Genomic DNA, 25329 nt, shown 5'->3' with positions numbered 1-25329 from the left:
ATAAGGACCGAGTCCCCGAAAGAACACGATCCCTTTCCTTATTCATCCCGATTTAAGCAGCCGCGTCAAAGTACGTTCGATTAAGAATCGTTTTATTCTTATATGCGTAATAACCGAAGCCGACATAGCTGAGTCCCCATACCGCGGTTGCCCAATCCGTCACGGCCGGGATGAAGGACATGACCGGAAACAGGAGAAAAAGAACGACCGTCCATATCGGATAAATACGCGCGCGGATCGTCTGAACGCAGAAGCCAATCATGCCAAGAAGAGCGAGTAACGAATTGATGTTCTTCAAAGGCATAACGTAATCATTATCCTCCGTCCCAACCCCTAGCATCGCCGACCAGACGAGACAGGTAGTTATCGTGCTGCTAATGGCAATCATTAGTACCGAGATAAAGCCGATTGTTCCGATGCGATGAGCCTCATGAAAATAGATGCCGAATATCCCTATCCCCATTAAAATACATGCAACCAATGCGAATAATAATTCCTGTATGCTGTCTTCTCCCCAGATGGTCGCGCAAGGGGCCATTCCAATTCGAGCTATCCCGCCTAAGATCGCAATCAGCGCCAAACCTTTCATTATCCGTTCCATGTTCATCCTAATTTCCCTCCATCTCAATATTATCAACCGGATAATATCAAGTCGGGCGTCCCGGCGTCATGGGAGGAGCGTCCCGGGTTGCCGGGAAATTAAAGACGATCGCAACGGAATCCCGAGAGGGTATTGGTTATTCGCTTTAATCCTGTCCTGTTATTCCCGCTGCCTAAACCCGCTCAGCAAAACTTCGAATGCGGTCCGAAAAGTCGACGTCAGCCGCTCTAGCAGCTGTTCGACCGTTTCTTCGGAGTGAGTATACGTGGATACGATGCCGTGCAGGGTGAAGAAATAAATCCGGGTATACGTCAACAATCGGTCGTCATTGGGCTCAAGCGGCAAACAAGCTTGAAGGGCATCCGTGAGCTTCCCGAACAGCTCGTTTCTGGCTTGGTTGATCTCTAGGGCCGGCGCCTTTTCGTCCACTCTTACGGATTTGACGCTGAAAAACAAATCATACATGTTCCGATTGTTCAAACAAAAGGCGATGAACGTCAAGCTAATGTTCTCTAGGATCTTTTCCGGCTTATCGCTCTGAATGGAGAACGCATCCATCTGGCTTCTGAGAGCTTGCAACGGAGGCAATGCCAGCTGCTGAAGCAGGGCTTCTTTATCTTTGAAATAAATATAAATGGTCGTATGCGAGCAGCCCGCTTCCTTCGCGATTTCCCGCATCGTTACGGAATCGTAGCCCTTGCTTGCGAACAACTCTCCCGCCGCCGACAAAATGCTCTTCTTCGTATCTTCCGAACGCTGCTCCTGCTTGGTCGCCACGTCATAATTCACTCCGTTCTCTTGCCATGCCCCCATTGTAACCATTGGTTATCTCACAAGTCAATTTTACTTCCGTTCTGCCGTTCGCTTAGAACATCTTGCGTCCAGCCAGCCGCAAAGAACAGTGAAAAGCAATACAAACACGATGAAGCTCATCGTTGTTCATCCTCCTTAGAATAGGCCCGCTACATCTGTAACAAGCGAAAATAAGAGCAGCGTTCCAAGCACGGCCGAAGACAGTATTGCCGCATTCATCCCTCTTCCATCCGACGACTTTCTTAGGACTGAGCGAGCATACATTACAAAACCTGCCGCTAACAATATGAGTTCTAGTGCGATAGAGGCGCCCTCGAATCTCCATGCTCCGAAGCCAAGCAATGGCAAATCGCCAAGGTTACCCGGCAAGAGCGGCATATCCGCCCGATGAACGACAAGGTCAAGGATCCAGTGGCTGAACACAACGGCACCGATTATACGCCCCGCTTTACCGCCCCAAATCCTTTTGGCCAGTAATCCCGCTAAGAAGGCAATGATTAATGCCCCTAACAAAGAGTGCGAATAATCCGCATGGATGACTAGCTCCCCGTACCCGCTTCCGCCTTTATCATCCATCGTTTCCGCCCCCGTTAATAACAACGGCACGAACGCCACATCAAGCAACTGCGTTGCTAGCATAAGCGCCCATAGCGGTACTTCCGGCGCCTTCGCTCTTACTCCTGCCGCCAAACCAAAATGTCCTGCGAACATTCCCTTCACGCTCCCATTTGTGATATTGGCTAACCTTATAATTTTTTTGTAACCAAAGGTTAGTAACCATCGGTTATAATATAACCGATGGTTGCTAACCCGTCAACGATTAATTTTAAACAAAAGGACTACCACAAGGTCTTAACAGACCAGAGGGTAGTCCCATGCCCTTGGTAAAAATAGTCGGGCTAGAGCTCCGATGATACCGACTTTCCTTAAGCCCCTTCCTTCTCCAATTGCAGCAATTGCGAAGGATCTAGTGCCAACCGGATCGTGCCGGATTCTTCCATGCGCAGAGAGCGGCCATCGTTCAAGATATCGATCGTAAGCAGGACCCCTGCGGCATCCACGGAGTATCGGATCACATTGCCGAGTATGGTAATCGAATCGATCTTTCCTTCTACGATTCGCTTGCCGCCTATCGATGAAGCTGATTCCATCTCCGATAGCAGCCTCACCGATTCGGGACGAATCGCGAAGCTCTCCGCCATGCCTATGCCATCGCCGAACAGACGGATCGCATCCGTACGTGTAAGCACGTTATAGCTGCCCATGAAGCGTGCGACAAACTCCGTGCGGGGAGTCGAATATAACGCTTCGGGGGTTCCATCCTGAACAATATGGCCTTTGTTCATAATGCAAATCCGGTCGGACAGCGTAAGCGCCTCTTCTTGATCGTGCGTAACGAAAATGGTCGTCATCATAAGGCGCTTCTGAATTTCGCGAATTTCCGTTCGCAGGTTTTTGCGTATTTTGGCGTCCAATGCGCTGAGAGGTTCATCGAGCAATAGCACTTTCGGCTGAACCGCTAGCGATCTGGCGAGAGCCACTCGTTGCTGCTGACCCCCGGACAAATGCTGAGGGTAGGTGCCGCGCTTGTCTTCCAGATCGACAAGCGCGAGCAACTCCTCGCACCTCCTCAAACGTTCCTTTTTGGGGACTCCGCGCATTTTCAACCCATATTCGATATTCTCGGTAACGGTCAAATTAGGAAAAAGCGCATACGATTGGAACACCATCCCAACCTCCCGGCTGCGGGGCGGAAGATTCGCGAGATCCTGCTTTCCTAGCATAATCCGCCCTCCGTCAAGCTCAGTCAGTCCGGCGATGCAGCGGAGCAGTGTGCTTTTACCGCAACCGGAAGGCCCAAGCAGCGTGACGAGTTCACCCTCGCGGATCGATAAATCCACGTTGTTCAGCACGGGCGTATCCCCGAACATTTTACGAATACCCTTCAACTCTAAGTAAGAAGCATTCATCTACCGCACCTCCCCGTTGATTTTCCGGCCAAGCTTCATGAGTATCGTGGACATCGCCAGAATAAACACGAAATAGGAAATCGCAATGGCGCTGGCCAAATGTCCGCTTTCCCCGACCCGTTGGTACAAATAAACTTGAATCGTCTGGATATGTCCGCCAACCAGCATATTCGTAAGCACGAATTCACCGAACAAAACGGAGAAGGACAGCAATGTGGAGATGATCACGCCCGGCCAAATGTTAGGCAAAATGACCGTAACGAAGGCTCTCATGCGACGGGCTCCCAACAATTCCGCGGCATTCAGCAACTCAACGGCAGAGACGGTCAGCAGGCTATTGCGAATTCCTTGGTACATATAAGGAAGAATAACGACAAAGTAAGCTCCTATTAAAATATAGGCGGTTCCAGCAATGTCGATAGGACCGGAAGAATAAGTACGAATAAGTCCAACCGCCGCTACGACGCCGGGTACGGCATAAGGCAACACGACAAGCCCTTTCATGAACGTCTCCCAGCGAGGCAAGTACACCGTTATGACGAAAACGGCAGGCAGCATGACAACAAGGCTCAACGCTACGCTGATTAAACATAAATATAAAGAAGTCCACAGCGCATCCAGAAAACGCAGGTCCTGGAACATTTCGCCTACCCATTCGAGGGTCCAGCTTTCGGGAAGTACGGTAGTCTGCCAGTCCTTAGCAAATGCATATAGGCCGGTTGCGAGCAAGGGGATCAACAAGTAAATCATGAGCAGAAACATGAGCGAGCGATGAGTCCAGCTTGCCTTTAACCGGGTCATCATAATGCCTCCTCCTTCACCTTTGCCCATGTTAGTCGCGAAAGGACTCGTTTGGAGCTAGATTTGGAAGCATATGCGGCGGTAAATAGCTGGGATCGTTTAGTCATCCTGTGATTGAGATACACCGCCAGCAACGTAGACAGCGCCAGTAGAACCGCTAATGCACTGCCAAGTTCCGGCTGATTCACGATATCCCCCGCCACCATTGAGCCTATCCGGATAGCAAGCAAGTTGTAATTGCCGCCGACAAGCGCATAAGCCGTTGCGTAAGCACCCATAGCATTGGCGAAAAGAATGCCGAGCGTACCGAAGATGGCGGGCGTCAGCATCGGCAGGCCTACGGTTCTCCAGAACTGCCAAGGGCTAGCTCCAAGCAAAGCAGCCGCTTCCTTCCATTGATCGCGAATGCCGTAGAAGGATGGATACAGCAGCAGTAAGGCAAGCGGAACCTGAAAGTAGACATAAACGAGCACAAGACCGGACCAGCTATACAAGTTGAAATCGGCGAACACGCTCCAGCCCCACTGCTTGAACAGCAGCGTGAATACCCCGTTGTTGCCCAACAGGATAATATAAGCGAAGGCAAGCGGAACGCCGGCGAAATTCGAGGTCATATTGGATAACATGAGGAGTCTGTCTCTAATTACAGGGGCAAAACGAGTAATCGAATAGGCGCAAATAAGTCCGACAACGATTCCGATTATGCTGGAGTATGCGGCTATGAGAAGGCTGTTCTTAATGGCTTGCAAATAATAGGCGCTATGCATGATTTTGATGTAATGATCCAGCGTGAGCCCGGGTCCGCCGACATTCCGGAAGCTTCCAGTGAGCATGGACAATATCGGCATAAATTGAAATGCGATCACCATAAGCGCAAAAGGAGCAAGTCCTAGCCATACCCAGCGATTTCTGTGTTTCATGCCTTCCACCCTCCTAAGACGGAATGAAACGGACGCCTTCGACACTCGGACGAAGGCGCCCCTTTGTTGCTGCCAGCTAATGATCGATTAGTTAATATGAACGAGAACGCGTTCTTGCCATAACTGCGGTATAGTCTTGGCTGTCGCTTCCCAAACCTTGTAATCGCCGACTGGTTTGGCATTCGCATATTCTTCTTTAGGAAGCAGCTTGGCAGCTACATCGTCCGGCAGCTTAACGCTATCTCGGATCGGTCTTGCATAACCTTTAGCCAGGTTGATTTGACCCGCATCGCTAAGAATGTATTCACGAGTCAGCTTCGCCGCATTCGGATGCGGAGCATACTTGTTGATAATCGTCGCATAACCGCTCACGACGCTGCCTTCTTTCGGGATGGAAACCGCATATTGATCCTTACCCAACTTTTCTCTATAACCCAAGGAGTTAAAGTCCCATAGCATTGTGACTTCGACTTCACCCTTCTCGATGTTGGCAAGCGTAGCTTCTACGTTGGCGATACGGCCTTTTTTCGCAAGATCCTCGAAGAAGGCAATGCCCGGCTCGATATTTTTCTCGTCACCGCCGAAAGCGATAGCTGCAGCCAGTACAGCCATTTGAGCTTGAGCTGCTTTGGTCACATCGCCTACGATAATTTTGTAGTTGCCGTTTTTTAGATCTTCCCAGCTCTTAGGCGGGTTGGAAACCAATTTCGTATTCGTCAAAAAAGAAATCGTACCTTGATACCCGAGAAGCCAATGTCCGTCTTTATCTTTCGCCCAAGCAGGAATTTCATCCCAGTGCGAAGTTTTGAATGGTTGAGTTACACCTTTTTCGATTGCAACAGGACCGAATGCGATACCTACGTCGCCGATATCCGCAGTCGGCTTGTCCTTCTCCGCCTCGAACTTAGCAATCTCTTCTGCACTCGACATGTCTGTATCCGTATGAGTAAGGCCATACTTCGTTTGGATGTCCGCCCACGTATCTTTCCAGTTCGCCCAGTCATCCGGCATACCGACACTGACAACGGAGCCTTCTTCTTTAGCTTTCGCTTCGATGTCCGTCAGCGACATTTCCTGAGCACCTGTGTTCTCTGCAGTGTTGTTTTTCGTACCTCCGCAAGCAGCAAGCAGCACAACGAGCAAGGTTAGCACGATCCCAACTGCAAGTTGTTTCTTTAACCCTTTTTTCATAGTTTCCCTTTTCCTCCCATGTGTTTTTTTGCGGGGTGTCTCTATATTCTTGTTGTTCCCTACCCAACTTCACTATAAAGTTCCTCTATTTCCTTCAGATTAAGCTCGATAGTATAGTTTGTAAAAAGCGGCAATCCCCGTTATAATTCCGATAACAATTGAACGAGTTGAAGCGGTAGGAAGGAACAACCTCTTCCATTTAGCTGCTTCAGAGCAAGTAAATCCCGCAATCGTTCTATTTTCATGATTCTAACTGCTTTTACGGTTACTCTCATGTCACCGATTTGGGCAGAGCAATACTAGGCACTTTTTTAGCCCTCGCGCTTCATATGTATCTGGTTCTAGCTCGATGAAGGCACTTTTTTGGCCTTGAGTACTCATTGAAACAGTAAATATTGGAGGACCTGAATAATAACCTTTGGTGCAATAAGAGGTTTGATTGTTAATTGAGGGCAAAGCCTCAGCGGGAGCGTGTGTTTTTTATTGTGGAAAAATGGGGACTTCAAGCTATGGTGATAACGAAGAAATATGGCAATGGGCAGCAGTTGCAATATAAGGGCAAAAAAGCTGGTTTGTGCTGACGGGAACGTAAATAAAAAAGACTGCCATATAGCAGTCATTGAGTTACTTATTTTTATGTCCGCGACTATTTACCAAGTCATCTATTAGTACCGCAGCATTAGATTCAACGGAAATTGATTTTTCAATCAACTCTTTTGGAACCTGTGCATGCTTTTCATTAACCCTTATTAGGTTTGCTTTTGGATGGCGATAAACAATCTGCTCGAATGGGAAGCGAATTACGCCAGGAGTGTTAAACCCTACACCATACTCCATTACCACAAGCTTTTTACTAGATGACGACTCCAACCATTGTATATATTTTTTTCGTTGCTCTTCATATGGTTTTTCTACGAAATACCTACTTAAGCGGACATTCATGAAAACTTGCCCTCCGCAATTGGGACAATGAGGTATTAGCGAAGAATCAGTTACAGTTAAATTATCATGATTAATATCAGGGAGTATTTTATCAATTACCGGCTTCGTTTCCCATGTTTCGTTCGTACATGCTCGGACACACTGTAAAAGAGCGTAATCCCCTTGTGGGGTAAAAATCCTATCTTTGTCGAATCCGGTTTTATGAAACATGGCATCAACGTTTGATGTGATAACAAAGTAATCCTTATCTTTTATTAATTCGAGTAACTTTTTATACATTGGACTCGGAGGGAATTGGAACCGGACATGGTTAACGTGAATTGACCAATAAGCCCACTTCTCTTCAGGTGTCCAATCTTCGTAACCAATCAATTCATACTGTCTGCGAAAACCCTTTGGTATAAGGGAAGGGAACAGCTTAGCAAATGTCTCTGTATCACCATAATTAATACCCGTCGCTGCCGAGAGCCCCGCGCCTGCACCAATGAGCACACAATCTGCTTCCTTGATTTTCGCAACAATCTCCTTTATGTTGTCATTTTTGAAAAGCTTGGAAATATTCATTGTAATCCTCCTTACTAAACACATTAAAAATAACCTTTTCGAATCTGTTCGGATTTTGCGTTAACCAATCGTTTACTGTTGCTATTGCAATCTCGGTTGCTTCCTTTTTGGGAAAGCCAAAAAGACCTGTAGAAATACTGCAAAAAGCAATTAACTTTATATTCGATATCTGGCTCGCTAATTCAAGACACGAACTATAACAAGAAGCTAGTTGTTTCTTTTTTTCGTCGTTTAGCTCTGTACCATGCGGAACAATCGGACCCACTGTATGCAAGACGTATTTAGATGGCAAGTTATATGCACGCGTGATTTTAGCATCCCCGGTATTCTCTAACGATTGCTGGATGTCCATTATCGTCTGACAGTCCTCTCGAAGCTGTGGTCCTGCGGCAGAATGAATCGCATTATCTATGCATGCGTGTAGAGGTTGAAAACAACCCAGCATCTGGTTGTTCGCCGCGTTTACGATAGCATCGACTTTTAAGGTGGTAATATCGCCTTGCCACAAAACAATCTTATCTTTATGTTTAGAGTGCGCGGCGGGAATAGTAACGGATATAGGTTTCAGTTCTTTTACGTCCGCAACGCCTCTGTCCATAACCTCAACCTGAAGTAAAAGTTTCAACTTATTTCTGAATAATTCACTAATGGGTTTTGGTTCTCTTTTGTTTAACAATGCTCGTAATAATCGTCTTTTATTTTCATACTCTAATGGAATTTGTGACTCAGGGATAAGCTTTTCTTCAGACGACAATGTGTGCAACAAGGAGTCTACTATTTCAGTCCGATTTATTTTTGAAAGCAGGTCTTTTGAATTGAATGTATAATCTTCATCCAAATTTATTCGAGAACGGTACATACTTAGAGAAACAACTTGTCGGTACAAAATTAACCCCCCTTTCTTAAAAACGAACGCTCAACCCTTATGGGAATCGAGCGTTCGAAGGTTATATCGACATTAATTAAAACTTGCCATTATCGTTTGCCCACTTCTCTTTTGGCAAAATCGTTTCCATTACATCCCAATGTTCAGCGATTTTTCCGTTCTCTACGCGGAACAGGTCATAGAACGAAGTATGTGTGCCACCAAAAGTGCCTTCACTGGCAGCCAACACGAAGTTACCTTGTCCGATAACCATATGGATTTTATCATACTTCATTTCAATCCCTTGCTTCGCCATAGCTTCCAGAGCTGCCCCTAATCCAGAAAGACCATCAGCAATTGCCGGATTGTGTTGGATATATTTATCTCCATTGAAGTACGATGTCAGTTTACCGGGATTTTGTCCCATTAATACATCCTGTACGAAGTTCTTCACGAACGCTTTATTTTCTTCCGTTTTATCTGCATTAACACTTTCAATTGGACCATCAAACATGGTATGTCCACTTGGTGTTGTTTCAACTTTATCTTGCAGATTATCCCAATGTTCCACGATTTGACCGTTTTCAAAACGGAAGATATCGAAACCTGCTTTTGGTCCGAAGAAATTATAGTCAGTATGGAGCACAACTAAATTCCCATCGACCAAAACACGCTTAATATCAACTATTGTTCCGGCTTGTTTGAGTTGGTCCAGCGCTCCTAACATAACGTCTCTGCCACTGGGGAAACTAAGATTATGTTGGATATATTTATCAGGGTTAATCCAGCTCTTAATAGCTACCGAATCACCACTTTCAAGACTTTTCAATACTGCAACTGCTTTTTCACCATTGTTTAATGTTGTCATTATATTGACCTCCAAATGATTTATTGTAACCATAACAGTTACATGTAATCAGTATAGTTACAATAAAATTATTTGTCAACTCCATCGCAACTTCCTTGTCATTATTTATTCGTTTTATAATTAATTTCTTGGCATGGACAAAACAAGCTAATAATTATCTACTTGTAATTAATTCTGTTACAATATTAACGATAGTACCTGAAGCGTTGGGTAAAACGTAATAGGATGGTGATATGAAATGGGGATTAATTCGCGGTTATCTGTAGGTATTCATATACTGGCTTTACTAGAGATAAACAAACAAGGGGTCAACACCTCTGAATATTTAGCTAGCAGCATTAATACAAATCCAACGGTTGTTCGGAAAATAACAGGTTTGTTGAGGAACGCAGGATTAGTTGAGGTTCATCCTGGAGTCGCCGGTGCAAAACCAGCCAAAGAAATATCCGAAATTACTTTATTCGATGTTTACCGGGCTGTTAATCCTGACCATGAAAAGGAACTCTTTTCAATGCATGACAGCCCAAATCCAATGTGCCCAGTCGGAAAAAACATACAAGGCTCCGTTGAACCGCACTTTAAAAATGCTCAGCGAGCCTTAGAAAAAGAGTTAGAAAAAGTAACAATTAGCGATGTTGTGAAAAATATCATAGACAAAGAAAATGCCAGAAAATAAGGATACTAACAATAAAGCCCGTAGCGAGATACGCTATGGGCTTTATTGTGAGATGAATTATATCTTTAAATTTAAAGAATTGCCTTATTGATTTTAATAAAGATGAATACTTTAGTTTTGAACCTAAGGAAACGAGATTCTACGTTAAATCGGTTCGCCCGGGCCGGGCCCCCGGCTTGCGATCGGCTCGGCGAACACCGTCGTATACCCGCAGGCCGGAAGCCGTAAAGAGCAAGCGACCCGGTAATACCTGGAGCGGTAACCTTCCGGCACGTTGCGGTATTGCCTCCTTTTGCGCACCACGGACGCTTTCGCCTCCAACAGTTGATACGGGATTTCCCGCCCGCTGGCGTTGAACAGCTTGAAATAGCTGCCCAGCGGAACCGCATCATCCTGCGGCAGGTGCGCTCTCAACGAAAGCACATTGGCGAGCCATTTGGGCATTCGCCAGCGAGCTCGCCTTCAGGCCGCGAATTTGGTTTTCATCGAATCCTTGCCCGGCCAGTATCGTTTCCGGGTCCTTCGTTCCGAATACTTCCCACCACCAGGGCAATTGGCAAGCGTGCGCCAACCGGATGGAAGCCTTGTCCCAGATCGTATCCGTATCCGCCCCCCCTTTTAAACCCATTTTTCATGAGTTCCCTTTTCCTCCCATGTGGTTTTTTGTGGGGTGTCTCTTTATTCTTGTGTTCTTACCCAACTCCACTATAGAGCCTCTCTACTTCCGTCAAATTAAGCCCGATTGTAAACCAGCGCCGCTTGACAAAGAAGCCTCAAACCCACTTCGCAGTGATTTGGAGGCTCCCTTTTGTGCATATATACACCAGCTTATTTCCGCCCGTAATCGGCTTTGATCTCGCCCCATTGCTTTGTCTGCCACTTCACGACCTTGTTCGTATACTTAGTCGTCTTCAGCCAATGAACCGCGCGGTCAACCAAATCCCATATTTCTTTGGTCGACTCGTCTCTCGCCAAGGTGGAGGATACCGCCTTTTGCTTAACCCACTTAATGGCGTTTACCGAGTCGCTGTAAACTGTTTTGTTACTCTCCATCTTCTGCAAATAAGCCAAGCCGTGAACGATCGCCAGAAACTCTCCCAGATTGTTCGTTCCCTTCTGTATGGGTCCCTTGGCAAAAATAACTTCGCCCGTCTTCGTATCTACGCCCTTATATTCGACAGGCCCTGGATTGCCGCTTGTCCCCACGTCGACGGAAATACTGTTATAATCGATTTCCTCGGTCGTTTCCACACCGGAAGACTTGGGCTTGAAATTGCCGCTTGGCTGCTTCGTTTGCCCCCCCTGCCCTTGTCCCCAATGTTTCTTCCACCCGTCTTTATAGGCTTTTTCGGCCGCCGCCTTCGTTTCATATGACTTAAATTTAGCCTCATCAAACTTATTAATTTGTTCCTGGCAATCCGCCCAACTCGTGTATATGCCCGGTTTCCTACCAACCCACACCACGTAAAACTTTTGTTTAGCCGCCATCTATATCCCTCTTTCAGCGCTATTGCTTAGGAACAGTAAAACCGTACTTCGCGAAGATTTCCCGAGCCTCGGCACCCCGCAAGAAATCGTAGAAATCCTGAGCCTCTTGCAGATGTTTAGTCGCCTTTACGATCCCCATCGGATATTCGATAGACTTATGGCTGCTTGGATCGATAATGGAAGCCACCTTCACCTTCTTGGAGGTCATAGCATCCGTTTTGTACACGAACCCGACATCCGCATTTCCCGTTTCCACATAGGTGAGCACCTGCCGTACATCCTTAGCATATACAAGCTTCGACTGTAGTTGATCCCAAAGCTTGTAAAACTCAAGGGACTCCTTCGCATAACTGCCCGCAGGTACCGTGTCAGGCTCCCCGATCGCCAGTTTCCCGAACTGCGGCTTAGCTAAATCGGCGACGGAACTCACCGCGCCCTGCATATCCGTCGATACGACAATGACGAGCTCATTCAACAATAATCCGGTTTGCCGGCTTTCTTCGACGAGTTGCTTATCTACTAAAGCTTTCATCTGCTTCTTCCCCGCCGAGAGAAATAGGTCCGAAGGAGCTCCTTGTTCAATTTGCTGCTGAAGCGCGCCGGAGGAACCGAAATTAAAGACCAGCTTAATATCGCCATGCTCCTTCTCATAAAGCGACTGTATCTCATTCATGCTATCCGTTAAACTTACAGCCGCCGAAACGATCAGCTCGGTCGGCACCGAGGATTCGGTATTCTTCGCTGCACATCCTGATAAGATAACCGCCAAAAAAACAACGACAACACCGATTCTTTTGCGATACATGGCCTTTTCCCCCTATGTATCCTTGGACAATGCGCACCCTACTAACATAATATTTCAAAAAATGGGTTAGCTCAATTAGCCGACCTACATTCAACACGCGGTAACAATGATAGGCCTGCCATTCGTGATGATGATTGTATGTTCGTGCTGTGCCGCCAGACTACGATCCGGAACCGTTAACGTCCAGCCATCCGCCTGTTCAACGACATACTCAGCGCCTGTGGACAAGAAAGGCTCAATCGTAATAACCTGCCCTGCCTTCAACACTCTACGATCCCGGGGTTCGTAATACGGCAGTATATCGTAAGGCTCCTCATGCAAGGCTTTGCCGACCCCATGGCTGCACAAATTTTGAACGACCCGGTAACCGCCTTTCCTTGCCTCGTCTTGAATGATTTTGCCGATCTGATTCAGTTTCACTCCAGCCCTAAGGCTTAAGATAACCTTCATCATCGTGGAATAAGTATATTTGCATAGCTGCTCCACTTTGGTCGTGTACGGGGGGATCTGAAAAGAATGCCCCGCGTCTGCGTAGTAGCCGTTCAATTCTGCCGAAACGTCTATGTTGATCAGATCGCCCGCTTGCAAAACCCGGTTTCCGGGAATCCCGTGAGCAACCTCACTATTCAAGCTTATACACGTGTGCCCTGGAAAACCGAAAGTTTTCATAGGCGCTGAAACTGCACCGTATCGGGCCAGCACGTCTCTTCCGATGTCATCCAACTGTTGGGTCGTTATGCCCGGTTCGGCGCTCTTCTTCATCTCTTCGATCGTAAACGCAACGATCTTCCCGATCCTCGATAATTGATCGATATCGTACTGGGACTCTATTGTCATTGGAATCTCCTTCTTTCATGTGGTGAACGCAAACCAACACTGACCTTATGCTGTCAGTGTTCCTTTTGATATCTCCGTATCATAACAAAATAGCAAACCAAGGCGCCAACATCTGTTGCTGCGATAATGATTCCCATCGGCAGCGCATTCGCGCTTCCTGCGATGCCGACGACCGGAGCTAGAATACCGCCGAGCAAGAAAGAGAGGAGTCCAAGCAACGCCGCCGCGCTCCCGGCTGCATAACCATGGTTGCGCATCGCAAGGGAAAAGCCTGTGGTGCTCACGATACCCACACTAGAGACAACGAAGAAGAGTGGGACAAGTATAGCAGCTAAGCCCGCCGAGAATGCGATCATAACGAACAGCGATATTCCGCTTACGGAAGCTATCATTAGCCCGGTCAGGAACAGCTTTTTCTCCCCCACCCTGCTTGCAAGCCGTCCCGTCAACTGACCGGCAATAATAATTCCCAGCCCATTAATGGCGAAGAACACGCTGAACATCTGAGGAGAAACTCCGTAAATGTTTTGAAGCACGAATGGCGAGCCTGCAATATAAGCAAACATGGCCGCTGTCACCAGCGCTTGAGCGAGTGCATAGCCCATAAATGAGCGATCACCCAGCAGGCGCCGGAAGGTAGATAAAGTCTGACGGATTCCTCCGGACATTCGTTTGGCTTCAGGCAGCGTCTCCGGTAAACCGAATAAGACGGCAATAAGCGTAAGTATTCCCCAACCGGCTAGGACGACGAACAACCCTTCCCATGGCGTAACTTTTAACAGTTGCCCCCCGATGACCGGCGAGAAAATAGGAGCAGCACCGTTGACCAGCATGAGCATCGCGAAAAACTTAGTCAGCTCCGGCCCCGAATACATATCGCGCACGACCGCCCGGGAGATGACGATACCCGCCGATCCGGCAAATCCCTGTATGAAGCGAAGCAACACAAGAACGCCGATCGATGTGCTGAAGGCGCAAAGAATAGATGAAACGGCATATAACAAGAGCCCGATCAGCAACGGCTTCCGACGCCCGTGAACATCGCTCAAGGGTCCAGCGAAAAGTTGTCCTACCGATAGCCCGATCATACAAGCTGTCAGGCTTAACTGGGCGTACGAGGAGCTTGTATTTAAATTCTCAGCGAGCTTAGGCAGCGCAGGCAAATACAGGTCAAGCGACAGCGGTCCGAAAGCGGAAAGCGATCCGAGCAGAACAATAAGCCACACTAGATTCGCTTTTTTCGTTTCTTGTACATCCATCGCGAGTTTGTCGTTATATCGACTCATTCCATACACCCTCTTGTTCCAAACATCCTCCTATCATATTACGAATCGAACTAAAAAACATCTACTTATATACCCTTATTCGTCCGAAGAAGCAGCCACCGCCAGGAGCGTTTCGTTAAATGCATGGATATTCCGAATAACAGCAAGGCGTCAACCGTATGAAGCGCGGGAAGAATCCCCGAGAACGTCTGAATCGTCATATGCTGCAGCGCGGTGAGCGCAAACAAAACGAGAGTCAACCATCGCAGCCTGCCGCGGATGCGTCCGAAAAACGATAACACGAACATGATAATCGAACCAAACTCGAAATAATTCGCGAATACGCGATGCAGCTCCAAATCCCCATTGTCTACAAAAATGCCCAATCCGGCGAAAAATACTTGGAGAATCACGCATGCGAAGTATCCCGCCGCTAGCAGCCCGTACACGAAACGTACCCATCGAATGCGTCCGGATCCGTTATCCTCCTCAGCTGCTTTGTTTGCTGCTTTATTACCTTTTTCCGCTACATTTTCCATTTATAACGCTCCTCTCACTGCTATGAATCAAACATAATATTAATAATAATACGCGTGTCTAAAAGGACTCTAAATCAATTCTAAAAAATGTATAAATAATACGCTTTATTCCCATGAATCGAGCCCTGTTATATAATACATATGTTCCCATAGGCGCATCCTTGGACGACCTAATCGAACGATAGGAGATAACGCATGGACATCATACAAATTCCTACGCATTTAATCGATGAAGATAAAGAACAACCGAGATACCAATTCGATGAGGAAGCGCTCCAAGAATTAATGAGCAGCATCGAAGAGCTTGGTTTGCTGTCTCCCATTAAAGTGAGGACAACGGATGACGGGCGATACAAAATCATCTATGGAAATAGGCGTTATAAAGCATGTAAAACACTAGGTCTCCCAACGATTCCTTGCATTGTCTCGAATGTCACGGAAGAGATGGAAATCTACCTGGAGCAAATCGCCGAAAACTTAACCCGGCAAGGCTTCTCGCCGATTGAAGAGGCGGAAGCGTTCAACAAGCTTCTAACCGATCCGAAATTCAGCAGCTCGATCAAATATTTGTCCAGCAAACTTGGCAAGCCGGAAACCTACATCAAGAACAAATTGGACTTGCTTAAATTCAGCAATGCCGTGCGTGCTCTGATCGTATACGGAACAGAAATCCGGAAGGACAAATTAACCGAGGATCAGCTGATGCCCCTTAAGGACTTGCCGATGGAGTATCGCGATTCGCTTGCGTTGATTATGGCAGTGGACGAGATGTCCGTTCCCGACGTGAAGCGGATTGCCCGCCTATTCAAGGACAAAGAGATCTCCGACGGCACCAAGGGGAAGCTGTTGTTCAAGACAGGGCCTCAACTCCTCGAAACCTGGTCCACGTTCGAGCACAACAAGAAGGAGCGGGCTAAGAGCGCCGAGCCTAAAGAGGAAGTTGTTGCGGACACGGACAAGCCGGAGCACAAGGAAAGCAGGGAAAATATTTCGAACACGTCGTCGGGTACCGGGATAAGTCCAGCTAATGGAAAAGCAACGAGGGATGAAACGGAGTTATCGAACGTTAGGTCTGAGTCCATGGCATCGAACGAAAAGTTCGAGGAGCAAGCTCCCGAGAACTTCGTCGAGAGTACGCTGAACCTTTTGCTCGCCACTCTTCCAGCGCCAAGTCACCTACCTCTCAATGACTTGCCTAACCTCGAAGGTGTGGAGAGGGAACAATTTGTACAGGACATCGATACGTTAATCCGCGATCTCGAGAACCATCTGGCGGAGTGGAGAACGGTTAAAGACATGATGTTGGTTAGAAAATAAGGCCTTTCGGTATGAGGAAGCCGCCCGTAACATTATAAGCACCTGCCGCAAACTCCGGATTGCTCCGCCAAAAGAGCCCTTCCTAGTGTGCGACAGGTGCTTTCCTATTTATTCGGTAACTAAACTTTCGCCGATGGAAATCAACTTTTCCTTGGTCATAGACTTGGCGGAACTGCCGATGCTATATACAATCGAAATATCCGGCAGCGTTTCAACCCAATCCAAACTTTGATACTGATTCGTGTCGCTGTATAAGAACTTCTTGTTGAAAGTATACAAAGCCTCTTGTCCATTTAGAGTCACTTTTTCCTGCAAGGCTCGACCGGGTCCGACCACTTTTATTTTCTGAGATATGATTTGCATGGACACTTTTACTTCATCCTGATTATCATATTTGTATACTGAAGTGAAAACAGGAAATGCTTCCTTGTCGGGCTCAATTTTCCTCCAGGCTATTTCTTTGCCTTCATCATTCACTTCTGAATGCAGCTCCCTGATAACTTCAAGCTGGGTTATCACCCCTCCGAAAGGCATCTCTTCTTCCCCGCCCACGAACGTTAAACCATTTATTCCTTCTGCAGGGAGTTTATACGGCTGTACATGTTGTCGCAGCTTCGTCTTCCATGCTTTAAAGTCCGTATAAACATAAGGATTTGAGACATATTCTGCATACGGAATATTTTTTGAGGTCGGTGTTATCTCCTCTATTTCATGAGAATACACGATTGCACTCTCTCCAACCTTAAGTTGGCTTTGGATTTGCTGCATTTGCCCACGGACTACGCTTGCCGTTGCTTCGTCATATTTTCTCTGGTCACTACCGAAAAATTCCATACTGAAACGCTCATCGCCGAGTTTGTTTAAGTACTGAGCGGTAAACCCAGTTATTACGAGCACGAGCAAACCAATAAGGGCAATTTGCAGAACTTTTTTACGAGTTGGACGCATAGCATTTCCCCTTTCTTTCTTCATTTGTTTTTCGTACATTAGAACGATGTGAGCATCTACTTCTAATGGGCTTTTGATCTCGAGTGCTGTCAGTTTGTAAGCTTCCGCCAATTGTTTCTCAATCTGCATGAAGGGATGCCTCCTTATGAACGATTTCATGTCCGGTCAATAAACGGAGCTTGTGGATGGCTGAATGGTGTCGGGATTTAACCGTTCCTAGGGGAATACCCAAGATTCCCGCTATGTCCTCCAAAGAACAGTCCCGAAAGTGTCTTAATACTATAACTTCTCTCAGCTTGTATGGCAGCTTATTAACTAGACTAATCATTTCTGCCCTTTGCTCGCATGTTAAGTAATACTCTTCCGACGTAACCCCGACAGACTCCACAGCATACATTTTCGCTCGATTGTACAGCCTTATTTTCCGCCACACCTTGCGTTTCCAATTGTTAGCCTGACGAATAACGAGACCATTCAACCAGTATTGAAAAGGCTGCTTGAAGTTATAACTCGGGAGAGATTGATGCAAATTTAAGTAAACCTCACTCATCACATCCCCTGCATCTTCTCGATTATTCAGTAATAAATACAGCATTCGATAAACATCATCTTTAGTAGATTCATAGATCCGATGAAATGCTTCCGAATCACCCTGGATCATTCTTGTGAGCCATGGATGAATTTCGTGATCCTGCATAGGGGCGCCTCCTAACGGGTATTCATCCTATATTGGCCCAATGGGTGGAAAAGGTTCGATTTACTTGCTAATATTGCCAATGATCGTGTCTCTGAATGGGAAAAAGCCTCCAACAGCGCATCGATAGCAAAATTGGAGGCTTTTCCTTTTTGGTTTTTTGGTTTATCTTATTGTCGGTATCGTATAACCGGATAAGACAGCGTCCCACCGTCGACCGCTTTCAGCACTTAGGTGCTTCGTCCCCATTGGATACGTTGGCTAACGATAGAGCTCCATCAACCGATGTCCGTATAACATGAAAAGCGATAGGACAGCTGCCAGAAGAAGATAGGCCGCCAATACCTTCCACTTCGTAGAAGCCGAAGCTACGTAATAGGTACGATACCTGTGGAGTTCTGTGTCTATAGCCTGGATTCTGTCTTGCGCTATTTGGCCCGCACCCACAAGCAGTTCCGATGGAATCGGTCGCGTGGGATCCGATTCCGCATATTCCACTGGCCGATGCTCCCACTCCAGCAGCAACGCAAGCATTCGCTCGGCAAACTCGCAGTCCATTCTCGCTTTGTCGCGGGCGAGACGCTCGTCATCTTGAAGGAAAGGGATGAGCCATTTGCCCTTGCTTGCTTCTTCTTCGCGGGATGCGGTTTCTTTGGCATGGGCCAGTGACTGCTTGATCTCCAGCATGCTCGTCAATGTCGGCCATTGCCGGAGCGCCGCGAGGACCTCCGTTAATTTCTCCTTTTCATAGGTGAGAACCGAACTCCGGTAATTTTCCCTTGCGCGATTCCACCAGGTGAAGAAACCGAAGAGGATCACAAGGAAGAGTATCGGACTGGGCGAGAAAATGACCAGGGCAATAAGCGCCAACAGTCCGGCCAGCCAGATTTTCGTGGAGAGCACCGACACGATCCTTCCTCCATCAAGAGGCGAAACCGGCAATAAATTAAACAGGTTAAGCAAAGCTCCCATGAAAATGACCAGAGCCCAGAACGGATCCTCGGTTACCCGATAGAGAATCACCGCAGGCAAGAAAGAGATCAGTCCGGCAAGCGGGCCGCCATAGGCCAAATAAGCTTCAGTGGCGGCATCCCTCGGCTGCTGCTTCATAGAAATAAGAGCGCCTACGAACGGAATGAAAATGGCTGGGGACGTCGGAATGCCCTTGCGCTTAGCGGCAATTAGATGACCCATCTCATGGACGAAAATCAAGTAAACGAGAGCTACCCCGAACTTCCAGCCATAGATCAGGGCATAAGCTCCGAGGCTTGCTCCCATCGAGATCAAGGTACCGCCGAACTTCGTCAATTTCAGAAGGGCCAACGCCCATTTGAATTTCGCGAGCAGAAATACGCCTATCCCGATTAAATATGAGCGAATGCGGGATTTCTCCATGCCGGGCCCCCTCTTGTAAAACCGTTGTCTAATAGTTCATATACTAAATAACTAGGTAACGAGAAGCAAGCGTCGAGGTATCCGGGTTTGAACTAAGAATAACCGAGGGCTTTGCCTCCGGTCCTTTTATTTTGGCGGATATCCATAATGAAGCAATCGTACACATGAACTCCCTTGTAGCTCTCGGGGTCGACCGGTCCGATATCCCTGTTCCTGCCTGCGGTTGTTCGCGAAAACGTACTTTTATCCCTTCGCATCAGAAGCAGAATAGGACCACCGCAGCTCCCCTACCTCCTTTCCGCGAAAACGTACCATTATCCCTTCCGAGCAGGGGGAAAACCCTTGTTCATGCTTTTGAAAACAAATCCGGAATGTTGAAATTTTACCTGATACCACTTGAAAATAGAACTTACGTTTGGTATGGCACTTCTGAGGCAGGGGGATAATGGTACGATTTCTCCGAAATGGCACGGAAATTAGGTGCCGATTTTTTTCCTACTTTTCTGACGCTGCGGGATATTGGCACATATGAAGAAAAAGCATATTAAGCCTAGATGGGTAGATGGCCATAATACTTTCCGATAATTGGAAAAAGGGTTGAGCAGACCCGAAGCGCTGCTCAACCCTATATTCAGTTTAAGTATATGAGCTTCATATCTCAATGCCAGCGTGATAAAGCAAAAGCGAGCTTCCCTGTCAGTATAGACATCTGTTGGGGAAGCGTTCCGACAAACGGCGTAGGCTGCCAGTTTCCGCGATGGTTCGCAATGCATAACAAGTATGCATTACCGGGGAACAGAGTTAATATGGCGCGATTAACTTCCTCTTGATGCTCGATGGAATAGATGATTAAGTTTCTGCCGTGGGTGCGAACCCATAGATGAGTGAGTTCAAGCGCATGGAGTTTGTTCTGGATGAGCATATGTGCAAAATGCAAAGCCAGACTCAATAGAAACGGCCTCCCGTTAAGTGAAATATCAGAGGGATAAGCGGCGGAGTTTATTCTTTGAATTCGAGTATCGGCTTAATAACCTGCGCGATCAGCTTGATTTTCTCAGCGGAGCAGCCTTTGAGCATATCTATAATTTCGTTTCGCATATATTCGTCAGTTGTCGTGTTCGTTCCGTGCAAAATATATTCGGGAGACGTCTCGAGCACAGCGCATATTTTATCCAGATTATTGAGATTTACCGGCGTTCTGCCTCTCTCAATCTTGCTAATGTAGGCATTCGAAACTTCCATCGATTCGGCTAGCAATTCTTGCGTGATTCCCTTTTCTTCTCGAGCCTTTTTAATCCGATTGCCGATTATATGATTATCGAAACTCACGTTCATCACCCAATCAGACTATAACAATACTAAAACTCCCATTACATGCACGCACATTCAAATTGAACCTATAGGTTAATAAAAACGAATTTTTTTACAATTAAATGGATACGGCTAAGAAAACACGAAACAATGAATACAAAAATCCCCAGCAACGATGCCATATGCATCTTGCCAGGGATGTAAGTCTTCATCATAGGGTCAAATTTTATATTGTTCGATCGTTTCATTAATCCTTTTCAAAGAATACCCGGTATGGAGGACTACATCCATGACCGTAGCGCCAGGGTTCATTTTAATAAATTCCTTAATTACGAGCGATTCGGAAATATAGATCTCCAGACAATCTCTACACAACGTATCAGGCCTTTGAACCTGTAGTTTTCCGCATCTGCCGCAGTTAATTAACTCCATCTGATCACCCTGTCGGTTGGTATTAGGAATTATTCACCATAACAATGCCCCTTCCATTATATCATAGCGAGCGTACGAGTCTCGCACCTAATCTCTTAGTCTCCCCCTCCAGTACATTAACTTTCGCAACATCACGACTGCCTCCTTGTAGCACAAAAACACCGTACATGCAGAAAGAAATATTCTGCAGGCACAGTGCTTCAGAAGCTCGATTGCCAACTTGCCCTGCCAACTCGCATTACTTTTAGAGAATAACGGTCTGTGGGGTCGTTAGTCTCCAAAAAACTCGCACGAGTAAATCAGCCCGGCACCATCCACAAGGCTTTGGGATAGCTCATCACCCTATTTTGAATTTACTTGCGAGCTGCTTCATGCCATCAGACATTTGGCTCAGTTTGTTGGCCGAAGAAGAGATTTCTTCCATTGATGCCAACTGCTCTTCGGTAACTGCGGATATGGAGCTTGCCGCGCCGGCAGAATTCGAGGAGACGCTCTCCATCTGCTGCAACGATGCCGCGATTTCCTCAGCGCTTGCGGACATCTGCTCCGCTGCCGCCGATGCTTCTTCCGCCTGATCGACGACGCTGCGGGTCGCTTGGAGAATCCGAACGAACGCTTCGCCCGTCAAGCTAATGGAAGCCGTGCCGGCCGCTACTTCGAGTTCCCCTTTCTGCATGGATTCACCCGCATTCGCAATATCTCCGAGAATCGTACCGATCAAATCGGTTACCTTTGCCGCTGATTCGTTGGAGCGTTCCGCGAGTTTGCGGATTTCTCCCGCTACGACGGCGAATCCTTTGCCGTGTTCGCCCGCCCGCGCCGCTTCAATTGAAGCGTTCAATGCCAACAAATTCGTCTGCGCGGAAATATCGCTGATCGCTTCCGCGATATCGCCGATCTGTTGTGAACGATCGCCAAGCTGCTTAATGACTATGCTTAAGTCGCCTACGGTACTGCTAATAGATGCCATTTGCTCCGAAGACCGCTGTATAAGCCCGTTGCCCTCTTCCGCTTCCTTCAAAGTTTCCGCGGAAGCCTCGAAAGTATTCGCAGCCGTTGCCGCGATGCGGCCTATGCCGCCCGTCATCTCTTCCATCGCCTTCGATGTCTCTACGATGCTGCCTGCTTGCGTTTCGTTGTTCACGGCAAGCTCCGACAAAGAATCGGAAGTCTGGTGAGCCGCCCGAACCGTTTCCCCAATTACGTTCGACAAGCTGCTGGAGGAAGCGGCAAGCGCATTCGCGCTAAGCAACTGATTGCCGGCAAGCTCTCTAAGATTGTGCGACAAACGATTGAAAGAATCGGCAAGCCTCCCGATCTCATCCTTATTAGAGATAACGATGTCGTTCCCCGTCAAATCCCCCTGCGCGATGCGCTCCGCCTGATCCGAAATCCGGATAACGGGCCTTGAAATATGGAGAGCGAACAACGTCAGAACGGTTATCCCAACGGCCAAACAAATCCCTAGCGTAATCGCCATCGTAACCAGAATATCCCGTTGTCCGCCGTTATAATCTTTCATGTAAGAGCCCGCCGCGATAACCCATCCCCAGGATGAAAAAGTTTCCGCATATGCGACTTTGCGCGCTTCTTTCGAGGAATCGGGAAGCGGCCAATCGTAATAAGTGAACCCGCCGCCATTCTGGGCCGCCTTAATCATATCTTGTATATAATAAGTTCCATCTGACGTTTGTTTGTCCCAAATATTCTGCCCCTCGAGCTTCGGATGCGCCAACAGATTCCCCTTGTCGTCGAGAACGAAGAAGTACCCGCTCTCTCCCAAGTCGATCTTCTTATTAATAGGCCGTGTGTTGTCGGCCTGTTTCTCTCCCAATAGAATGACGCGTAAATCTTCCTGGGCTTCTTCTTTCGTCATCGTTCCGTTTTGAACAGCCTTATCCAGGGAGTTCAACATTTCTCCGGCCATCTTCACGTTGTTCTTCAATCCGTTCTCGATCAAAGCGTTGCTCTCGTTGGCCGTTACCTTATAAGTTACCGCTCCGAACGCCAATATCGGAACGATCAACAGTAAAGAGGATACGATCAAAAGTTTCCTGCGAATTGTAAGTCTGGACATTTTCTTCACTTCTCTCGACTTCATTCTCTGTCCCTCCATGCCACGCTGACTTTACCTGGTGCTTTTTTCCTGTAGGCTTTCTTTTGAACTATAATAACAAAAGTTTGTTAAGCCGTTTGATTCATTTTGTAATGTTTTAGGGCAATTGTGTGAATGAATCGAAAAATTCTTATTTTCTCGACGCAAAAAGCCGACCTCGGGAGGTCGACTTATTCTTGACGGTATCGAATGGATCACGTAACTTTATTGTGTATTTACGCTATCTGCTCTTTCATGCGTTTCGCGTTCAACTGATGGTGTGTATGCAACGAAATGACGTCGACCATCGTGGAGATGGTTTCGATAGCAAGCAGCAGCTTCTCCGAATTCGGGTTTTTGAAGCTAAAATGGAGATCCATGACCTGTTTGACCCCAGCGGCCTCATTTGATTTCTCGTCCGGCTTCATATAGAACTTGTTAAGGGATATCCTATGCTCCTCGAAAGCGGATACGATACGTCCGATACTGCCAGTGTGGAAGTTTACCTTAATGACGATTTCCTGCGCGCGCCGACGGTGCATCCAATGCTTCTCCAGCTTATTCAACACGAACAGGCTCACCAGCACGAACAAAGTCGACACCGCCGACACGAAGTAAAAACCGGCACCGACGCATAAGCCGATCGCGGCAACCACCCATATGGAAGCCGCGGTCGTCAGCCCGCTTACAGAAGATCCGTTCCGGAGAATAGCACCGGCGCCGAGAAATCCGATGCCGCTAATCACTTGCGCAGCGAGCCGCGCCGGGTCCATTCGTACGCTGCCCTCGTTGACGAATTCAGCAAAGCCGTAGATCGACAGCAACATAATCATCGTCGATCCGATGCAGACAAGAATATGAGTGCGAAACCCGGCCGCATGGTTGTTCCACTCCCTCTCGAGCCCGATCAATCCGCCGAGTGTGGTCGCACATAGCAGACGCAGCACCATTTCCGTATGCGTGATATGCCAAACATCCGACAAGCTATTCCCTTCTTCCGTTTCATAGCTCTTAGCCTTCATGCAGGTAATTAAACGTTGACGTCGACTTACGCGTTATTCGGGCAGGGGATGCCTAAGCCTTGTGCTCCCGGCCCGGATATTTTCAATTCCGGATGATAACGCTGAATGAAATCGAAGCCGATTCTCGCGCGCCGGACCCGTTCCCTAGACAGCTTGACCGCCGTCTCTTCCAAATGCGTTCCTGAAGGATAAATATTGGGCGCGTTCCGCAAGCCGAACTTCACATAGACCGGGGCCGCCACCCGAATGATTTCGCAAATTTCATAGTAACGGATGTAGCCGCCGAAATCGTCGGGAACCTCGATATATAGATCGATAGGAATATCGACTGCCTGACGAATGGCGGACAGCTTAGCCAAAGTCAGATCGGTCGGAACATTATAAGTGTCCGCTCCCAAGTCATTCATCAGCCGCACGGAAATCGGATTGCAGGCTCCCATGGATACCGATACTTTGACAACAAGGTCCGCCGGAAGCTCTCCGGCTTTCTTGCATTCGTTCACCGCCCACAGAACGCCTTCATCCGCAACGAGTATCCCGCGAATGCCTGACTGGCAGGCTCGTTTCACATCCTCGATGCAATAAACCACTTGATCCATTCCCGACGCGCGCAGACCGATGCTTTTGCCTCCGGGCGCCGCTGTCTGGGCGTAAATATCAAAAGTCGCTCTTGGACCTGTGAAGAGACTGACTTCAATCTGATTTTGTTTGCCGATCCAAGCCATTTCCTTCAGCTCGTCATCCGTCAGCAGCATGACGCCGCTGCCTTGCGACACGCGATGCACCGGAACCGCAAATTCAGCAGCGGCGTCCACCACCGCTTGAAGCGCTGCCGGGCCTTCGACGGAAGGGATCTCGATCCGGTATTGCGCCCCGTCCGGGAACACCTTCGTCGAACTTGGCAAGTGGTGCAAATCCCCTTCCGGCAATCCGAGCTTACTGAAAAATTGTTTGGTTTGTTGCAATATAA

General features: G+C 47.6%; 27 protein-coding genes. 2 read left to right on the top strand and 25 right to left on the bottom strand.

The annotated features are described in order from the left end of the window. Nucleotides 1–52: 52 nt before the first annotated feature. From K7P76_RS00925 to K7P76_RS00880, 10 genes are all read right to left on the bottom strand, one after another. Nucleotides 53–607, bottom strand: a complete 555-nt coding sequence (locus K7P76_RS00925; RefSeq protein WP_232182194.1) for a hypothetical protein — start codon at nucleotides 605–607, stop codon at nucleotides 53–55. Between the two features lie 153 nt (nucleotides 608–760). Continuing rightward, entirely contained in the window at nucleotides 761–1423 is a 663-nt protein-coding gene (locus tag K7P76_RS00920) for a TetR/AcrR family transcriptional regulator (RefSeq protein ID WP_255677868.1), read from the bottom strand. Between the two features lie 126 nt (nucleotides 1424–1549). Further along, a complete protein-coding gene (locus tag K7P76_RS00915; RefSeq protein WP_232182193.1) occupies nucleotides 1550–2125 on the bottom strand; it encodes a permease in 576 nt (191 codons plus the stop codon). Nucleotides 2126–2340: 215 nt separating this feature from the next. After that, nucleotides 2341–3384, bottom strand: coding sequence for an ABC transporter ATP-binding protein (locus tag K7P76_RS00910; protein WP_232182192.1), 1044 nt, complete (start codon nucleotides 3382–3384; stop codon nucleotides 2341–2343). Next, complete coding sequence (locus K7P76_RS00905) at nucleotides 3385–4185, bottom strand: ABC transporter permease (protein ID WP_373692326.1); 801 nt, start codon at nucleotides 4183–4185, stop codon at nucleotides 3385–3387. It lies immediately after the preceding gene. Next, nucleotides 4185–5105: an ABC transporter permease gene (locus K7P76_RS00900; RefSeq protein WP_232182190.1), complete on the bottom strand. Its 921-nt coding sequence runs from the start codon at nucleotides 5103–5105 to the stop codon at nucleotides 4185–4187. The genes K7P76_RS00905 and K7P76_RS00900 overlap by 1 nt, the downstream gene beginning before the upstream one ends. An 87-nt stretch (nucleotides 5106–5192) precedes the next feature. Beyond that, nucleotides 5193–6296 (bottom strand): ABC transporter substrate-binding protein, encoded by a 1104-nt coding sequence (locus K7P76_RS00895; RefSeq protein ID WP_232182189.1) that lies wholly within the window; start codon nucleotides 6294–6296, stop codon nucleotides 5193–5195. Between the two features lie 624 nt (nucleotides 6297–6920). Then, the gene (locus K7P76_RS00890) at nucleotides 6921–7802 is read right to left on the bottom strand and encodes a Sir2 family NAD-dependent protein deacetylase (protein WP_232182188.1); all 882 of its coding nucleotides are present in this window, start codon (nucleotides 7800–7802) and stop codon (nucleotides 6921–6923) included. Next, entirely contained in the window at nucleotides 7774–8688 is a 915-nt protein-coding gene (locus tag K7P76_RS00885; protein WP_232182187.1) for a protein-ADP-ribose hydrolase, read from the bottom strand. Before K7P76_RS00885 ends, K7P76_RS00890 begins: the two co-directional genes overlap by 29 nt. Nucleotides 8689–8764: 76 nt before the next feature. Then, on the bottom strand, nucleotides 8765–9535 hold the full coding sequence (locus K7P76_RS00880; RefSeq protein WP_232182186.1) for a nuclear transport factor 2 family protein: 771 nt from the start codon (nucleotides 9533–9535) through the stop codon (nucleotides 8765–8767). A gap of 238 nt (nucleotides 9536–9773) precedes the next feature. On the opposite strand from K7P76_RS00880, the gene K7P76_RS00875 reads away from it, so the two are divergent. Beyond that, entirely contained in the window at nucleotides 9774–10211 is a 438-nt protein-coding gene (locus tag K7P76_RS00875; protein WP_232182185.1) for an Rrf2 family transcriptional regulator, read from the top strand. Nucleotides 10212–10355: 144 nt separating this feature from the next. Here the strand turns inward: K7P76_RS00875 and K7P76_RS00870 are convergent, their stop codons facing one another. The 7 genes from K7P76_RS00870 to K7P76_RS00840 all read right to left on the bottom strand — a co-directional run bounded on the left by K7P76_RS00870 (nucleotide 10356) and on the right by K7P76_RS00840 (nucleotide 15145). After that, on the bottom strand, nucleotides 10356–10634 hold the full coding sequence (locus K7P76_RS00870) for a hypothetical protein (RefSeq protein WP_232182184.1): 279 nt from the start codon (nucleotides 10632–10634) through the stop codon (nucleotides 10356–10358). After that, nucleotides 10600–10839 carry a hypothetical protein gene (locus K7P76_RS00865; protein ID WP_232182183.1) on the bottom strand — a complete coding sequence of 80 codons (240 nt, stop codon included), beginning with the start codon at nucleotides 10837–10839 and terminating at the stop codon, nucleotides 10600–10602. Before K7P76_RS00865 ends, K7P76_RS00870 begins: the two co-directional genes overlap by 35 nt. Before the next feature lie 200 nt (nucleotides 10840–11039). Then, a complete protein-coding gene (gene rnhA, locus K7P76_RS00860; RefSeq protein WP_232182182.1) occupies nucleotides 11040–11699 on the bottom strand; it encodes a ribonuclease H in 660 nt (219 codons plus the stop codon). A 19-nt stretch (nucleotides 11700–11718) separates the two neighbouring features. Next, nucleotides 11719–12504, bottom strand: a complete 786-nt coding sequence (modA, locus tag K7P76_RS00855) for a molybdate ABC transporter substrate-binding protein (protein ID WP_232182181.1) — start codon at nucleotides 12502–12504, stop codon at nucleotides 11719–11721. 90 nt (nucleotides 12505–12594) lie between these two features. Then, nucleotides 12595–13341, bottom strand: coding sequence for a type I methionyl aminopeptidase (gene map / locus K7P76_RS00850; protein WP_232182180.1), 747 nt, complete (start codon nucleotides 13339–13341; stop codon nucleotides 12595–12597). A gap of 53 nt (nucleotides 13342–13394) precedes the next feature. Beyond that, complete coding sequence (locus K7P76_RS00845; protein WP_373692325.1) at nucleotides 13395–14600, bottom strand: multidrug effflux MFS transporter; 1206 nt, start codon at nucleotides 14598–14600, stop codon at nucleotides 13395–13397. A 92-nt stretch (nucleotides 14601–14692) separates the two neighbouring features. Further along, nucleotides 14693–15145, bottom strand: coding sequence for a DUF6220 domain-containing protein (locus K7P76_RS00840; protein ID WP_232182178.1), 453 nt, complete (start codon nucleotides 15143–15145; stop codon nucleotides 14693–14695). Between the two features lie 195 nt (nucleotides 15146–15340). On the opposite strand from K7P76_RS00840, the gene K7P76_RS00835 reads away from it, so the two are divergent. Continuing rightward, nucleotides 15341–16462 (top strand): ParB/RepB/Spo0J family partition protein, encoded by a 1122-nt coding sequence (locus K7P76_RS00835; protein WP_232182177.1) that lies wholly within the window; start codon nucleotides 15341–15343, stop codon nucleotides 16460–16462. A gap of 108 nt (nucleotides 16463–16570) precedes the next feature. Here the strand turns inward: K7P76_RS00835 and K7P76_RS00830 are convergent, their stop codons facing one another. The 8 genes from K7P76_RS00830 to K7P76_RS00795 all read right to left on the bottom strand — a co-directional run bounded on the left by K7P76_RS00830 (nucleotide 16571) and on the right by K7P76_RS00795 (nucleotide 25324). Continuing rightward, entirely contained in the window at nucleotides 16571–17539 is a 969-nt protein-coding gene (locus tag K7P76_RS00830) for a hypothetical protein (RefSeq protein ID WP_232182176.1), read from the bottom strand. Continuing rightward, a complete protein-coding gene (locus K7P76_RS00825; protein ID WP_232182175.1) occupies nucleotides 17529–18107 on the bottom strand; it encodes a sigma-70 family RNA polymerase sigma factor in 579 nt (192 codons plus the stop codon). The genes K7P76_RS00830 and K7P76_RS00825 overlap by 11 nt, the downstream gene beginning before the upstream one ends. Before the next feature lie 258 nt (nucleotides 18108–18365). Next, complete coding sequence (locus K7P76_RS00820; protein WP_232182174.1) at nucleotides 18366–19499, bottom strand: site-2 protease family protein; 1134 nt, start codon at nucleotides 19497–19499, stop codon at nucleotides 18366–18368. A 658-nt stretch (nucleotides 19500–20157) separates the two neighbouring features. After that, nucleotides 20158–20448, bottom strand: a complete 291-nt coding sequence (locus tag K7P76_RS00815; RefSeq protein ID WP_232182173.1) for a hypothetical protein — start codon at nucleotides 20446–20448, stop codon at nucleotides 20158–20160. A 50-nt stretch (nucleotides 20449–20498) separates the two neighbouring features. Further along, entirely contained in the window at nucleotides 20499–20828 is a 330-nt protein-coding gene (locus K7P76_RS00810; protein ID WP_232182172.1) for a helix-turn-helix domain-containing protein, read from the bottom strand. 751 nt (nucleotides 20829–21579) lie between these two features. Beyond that, nucleotides 21580–23343, bottom strand: coding sequence for a methyl-accepting chemotaxis protein (locus tag K7P76_RS00805; protein ID WP_232182171.1), 1764 nt, complete (start codon nucleotides 23341–23343; stop codon nucleotides 21580–21582). A gap of 230 nt (nucleotides 23344–23573) precedes the next feature. Then, on the bottom strand, nucleotides 23574–24287 hold the full coding sequence (locus K7P76_RS00800) for an MgtC/SapB family protein (RefSeq protein WP_373692324.1): 714 nt from the start codon (nucleotides 24285–24287) through the stop codon (nucleotides 23574–23576). Between the two features lie 98 nt (nucleotides 24288–24385). Further along, nucleotides 24386–25324, bottom strand: coding sequence for a U32 family peptidase (locus K7P76_RS00795; RefSeq protein ID WP_232182169.1), 939 nt, complete (start codon nucleotides 25322–25324; stop codon nucleotides 24386–24388). Nucleotides 25325–25329: the final 5 nt, after the last annotated feature.

The sequence above is a fragment of the Cohnella silvisoli genome (assembly GCF_021190915.1).
In the GTDB taxonomy this organism is placed as follows: Bacteria; Bacillota; Bacilli; order Paenibacillales; family Paenibacillaceae; genus Cohnella; species Cohnella silvisoli.
Note: the sequence above shows the minus strand (reverse complement) of the source record. Positions and strands in the feature narration are given on the sequence as shown.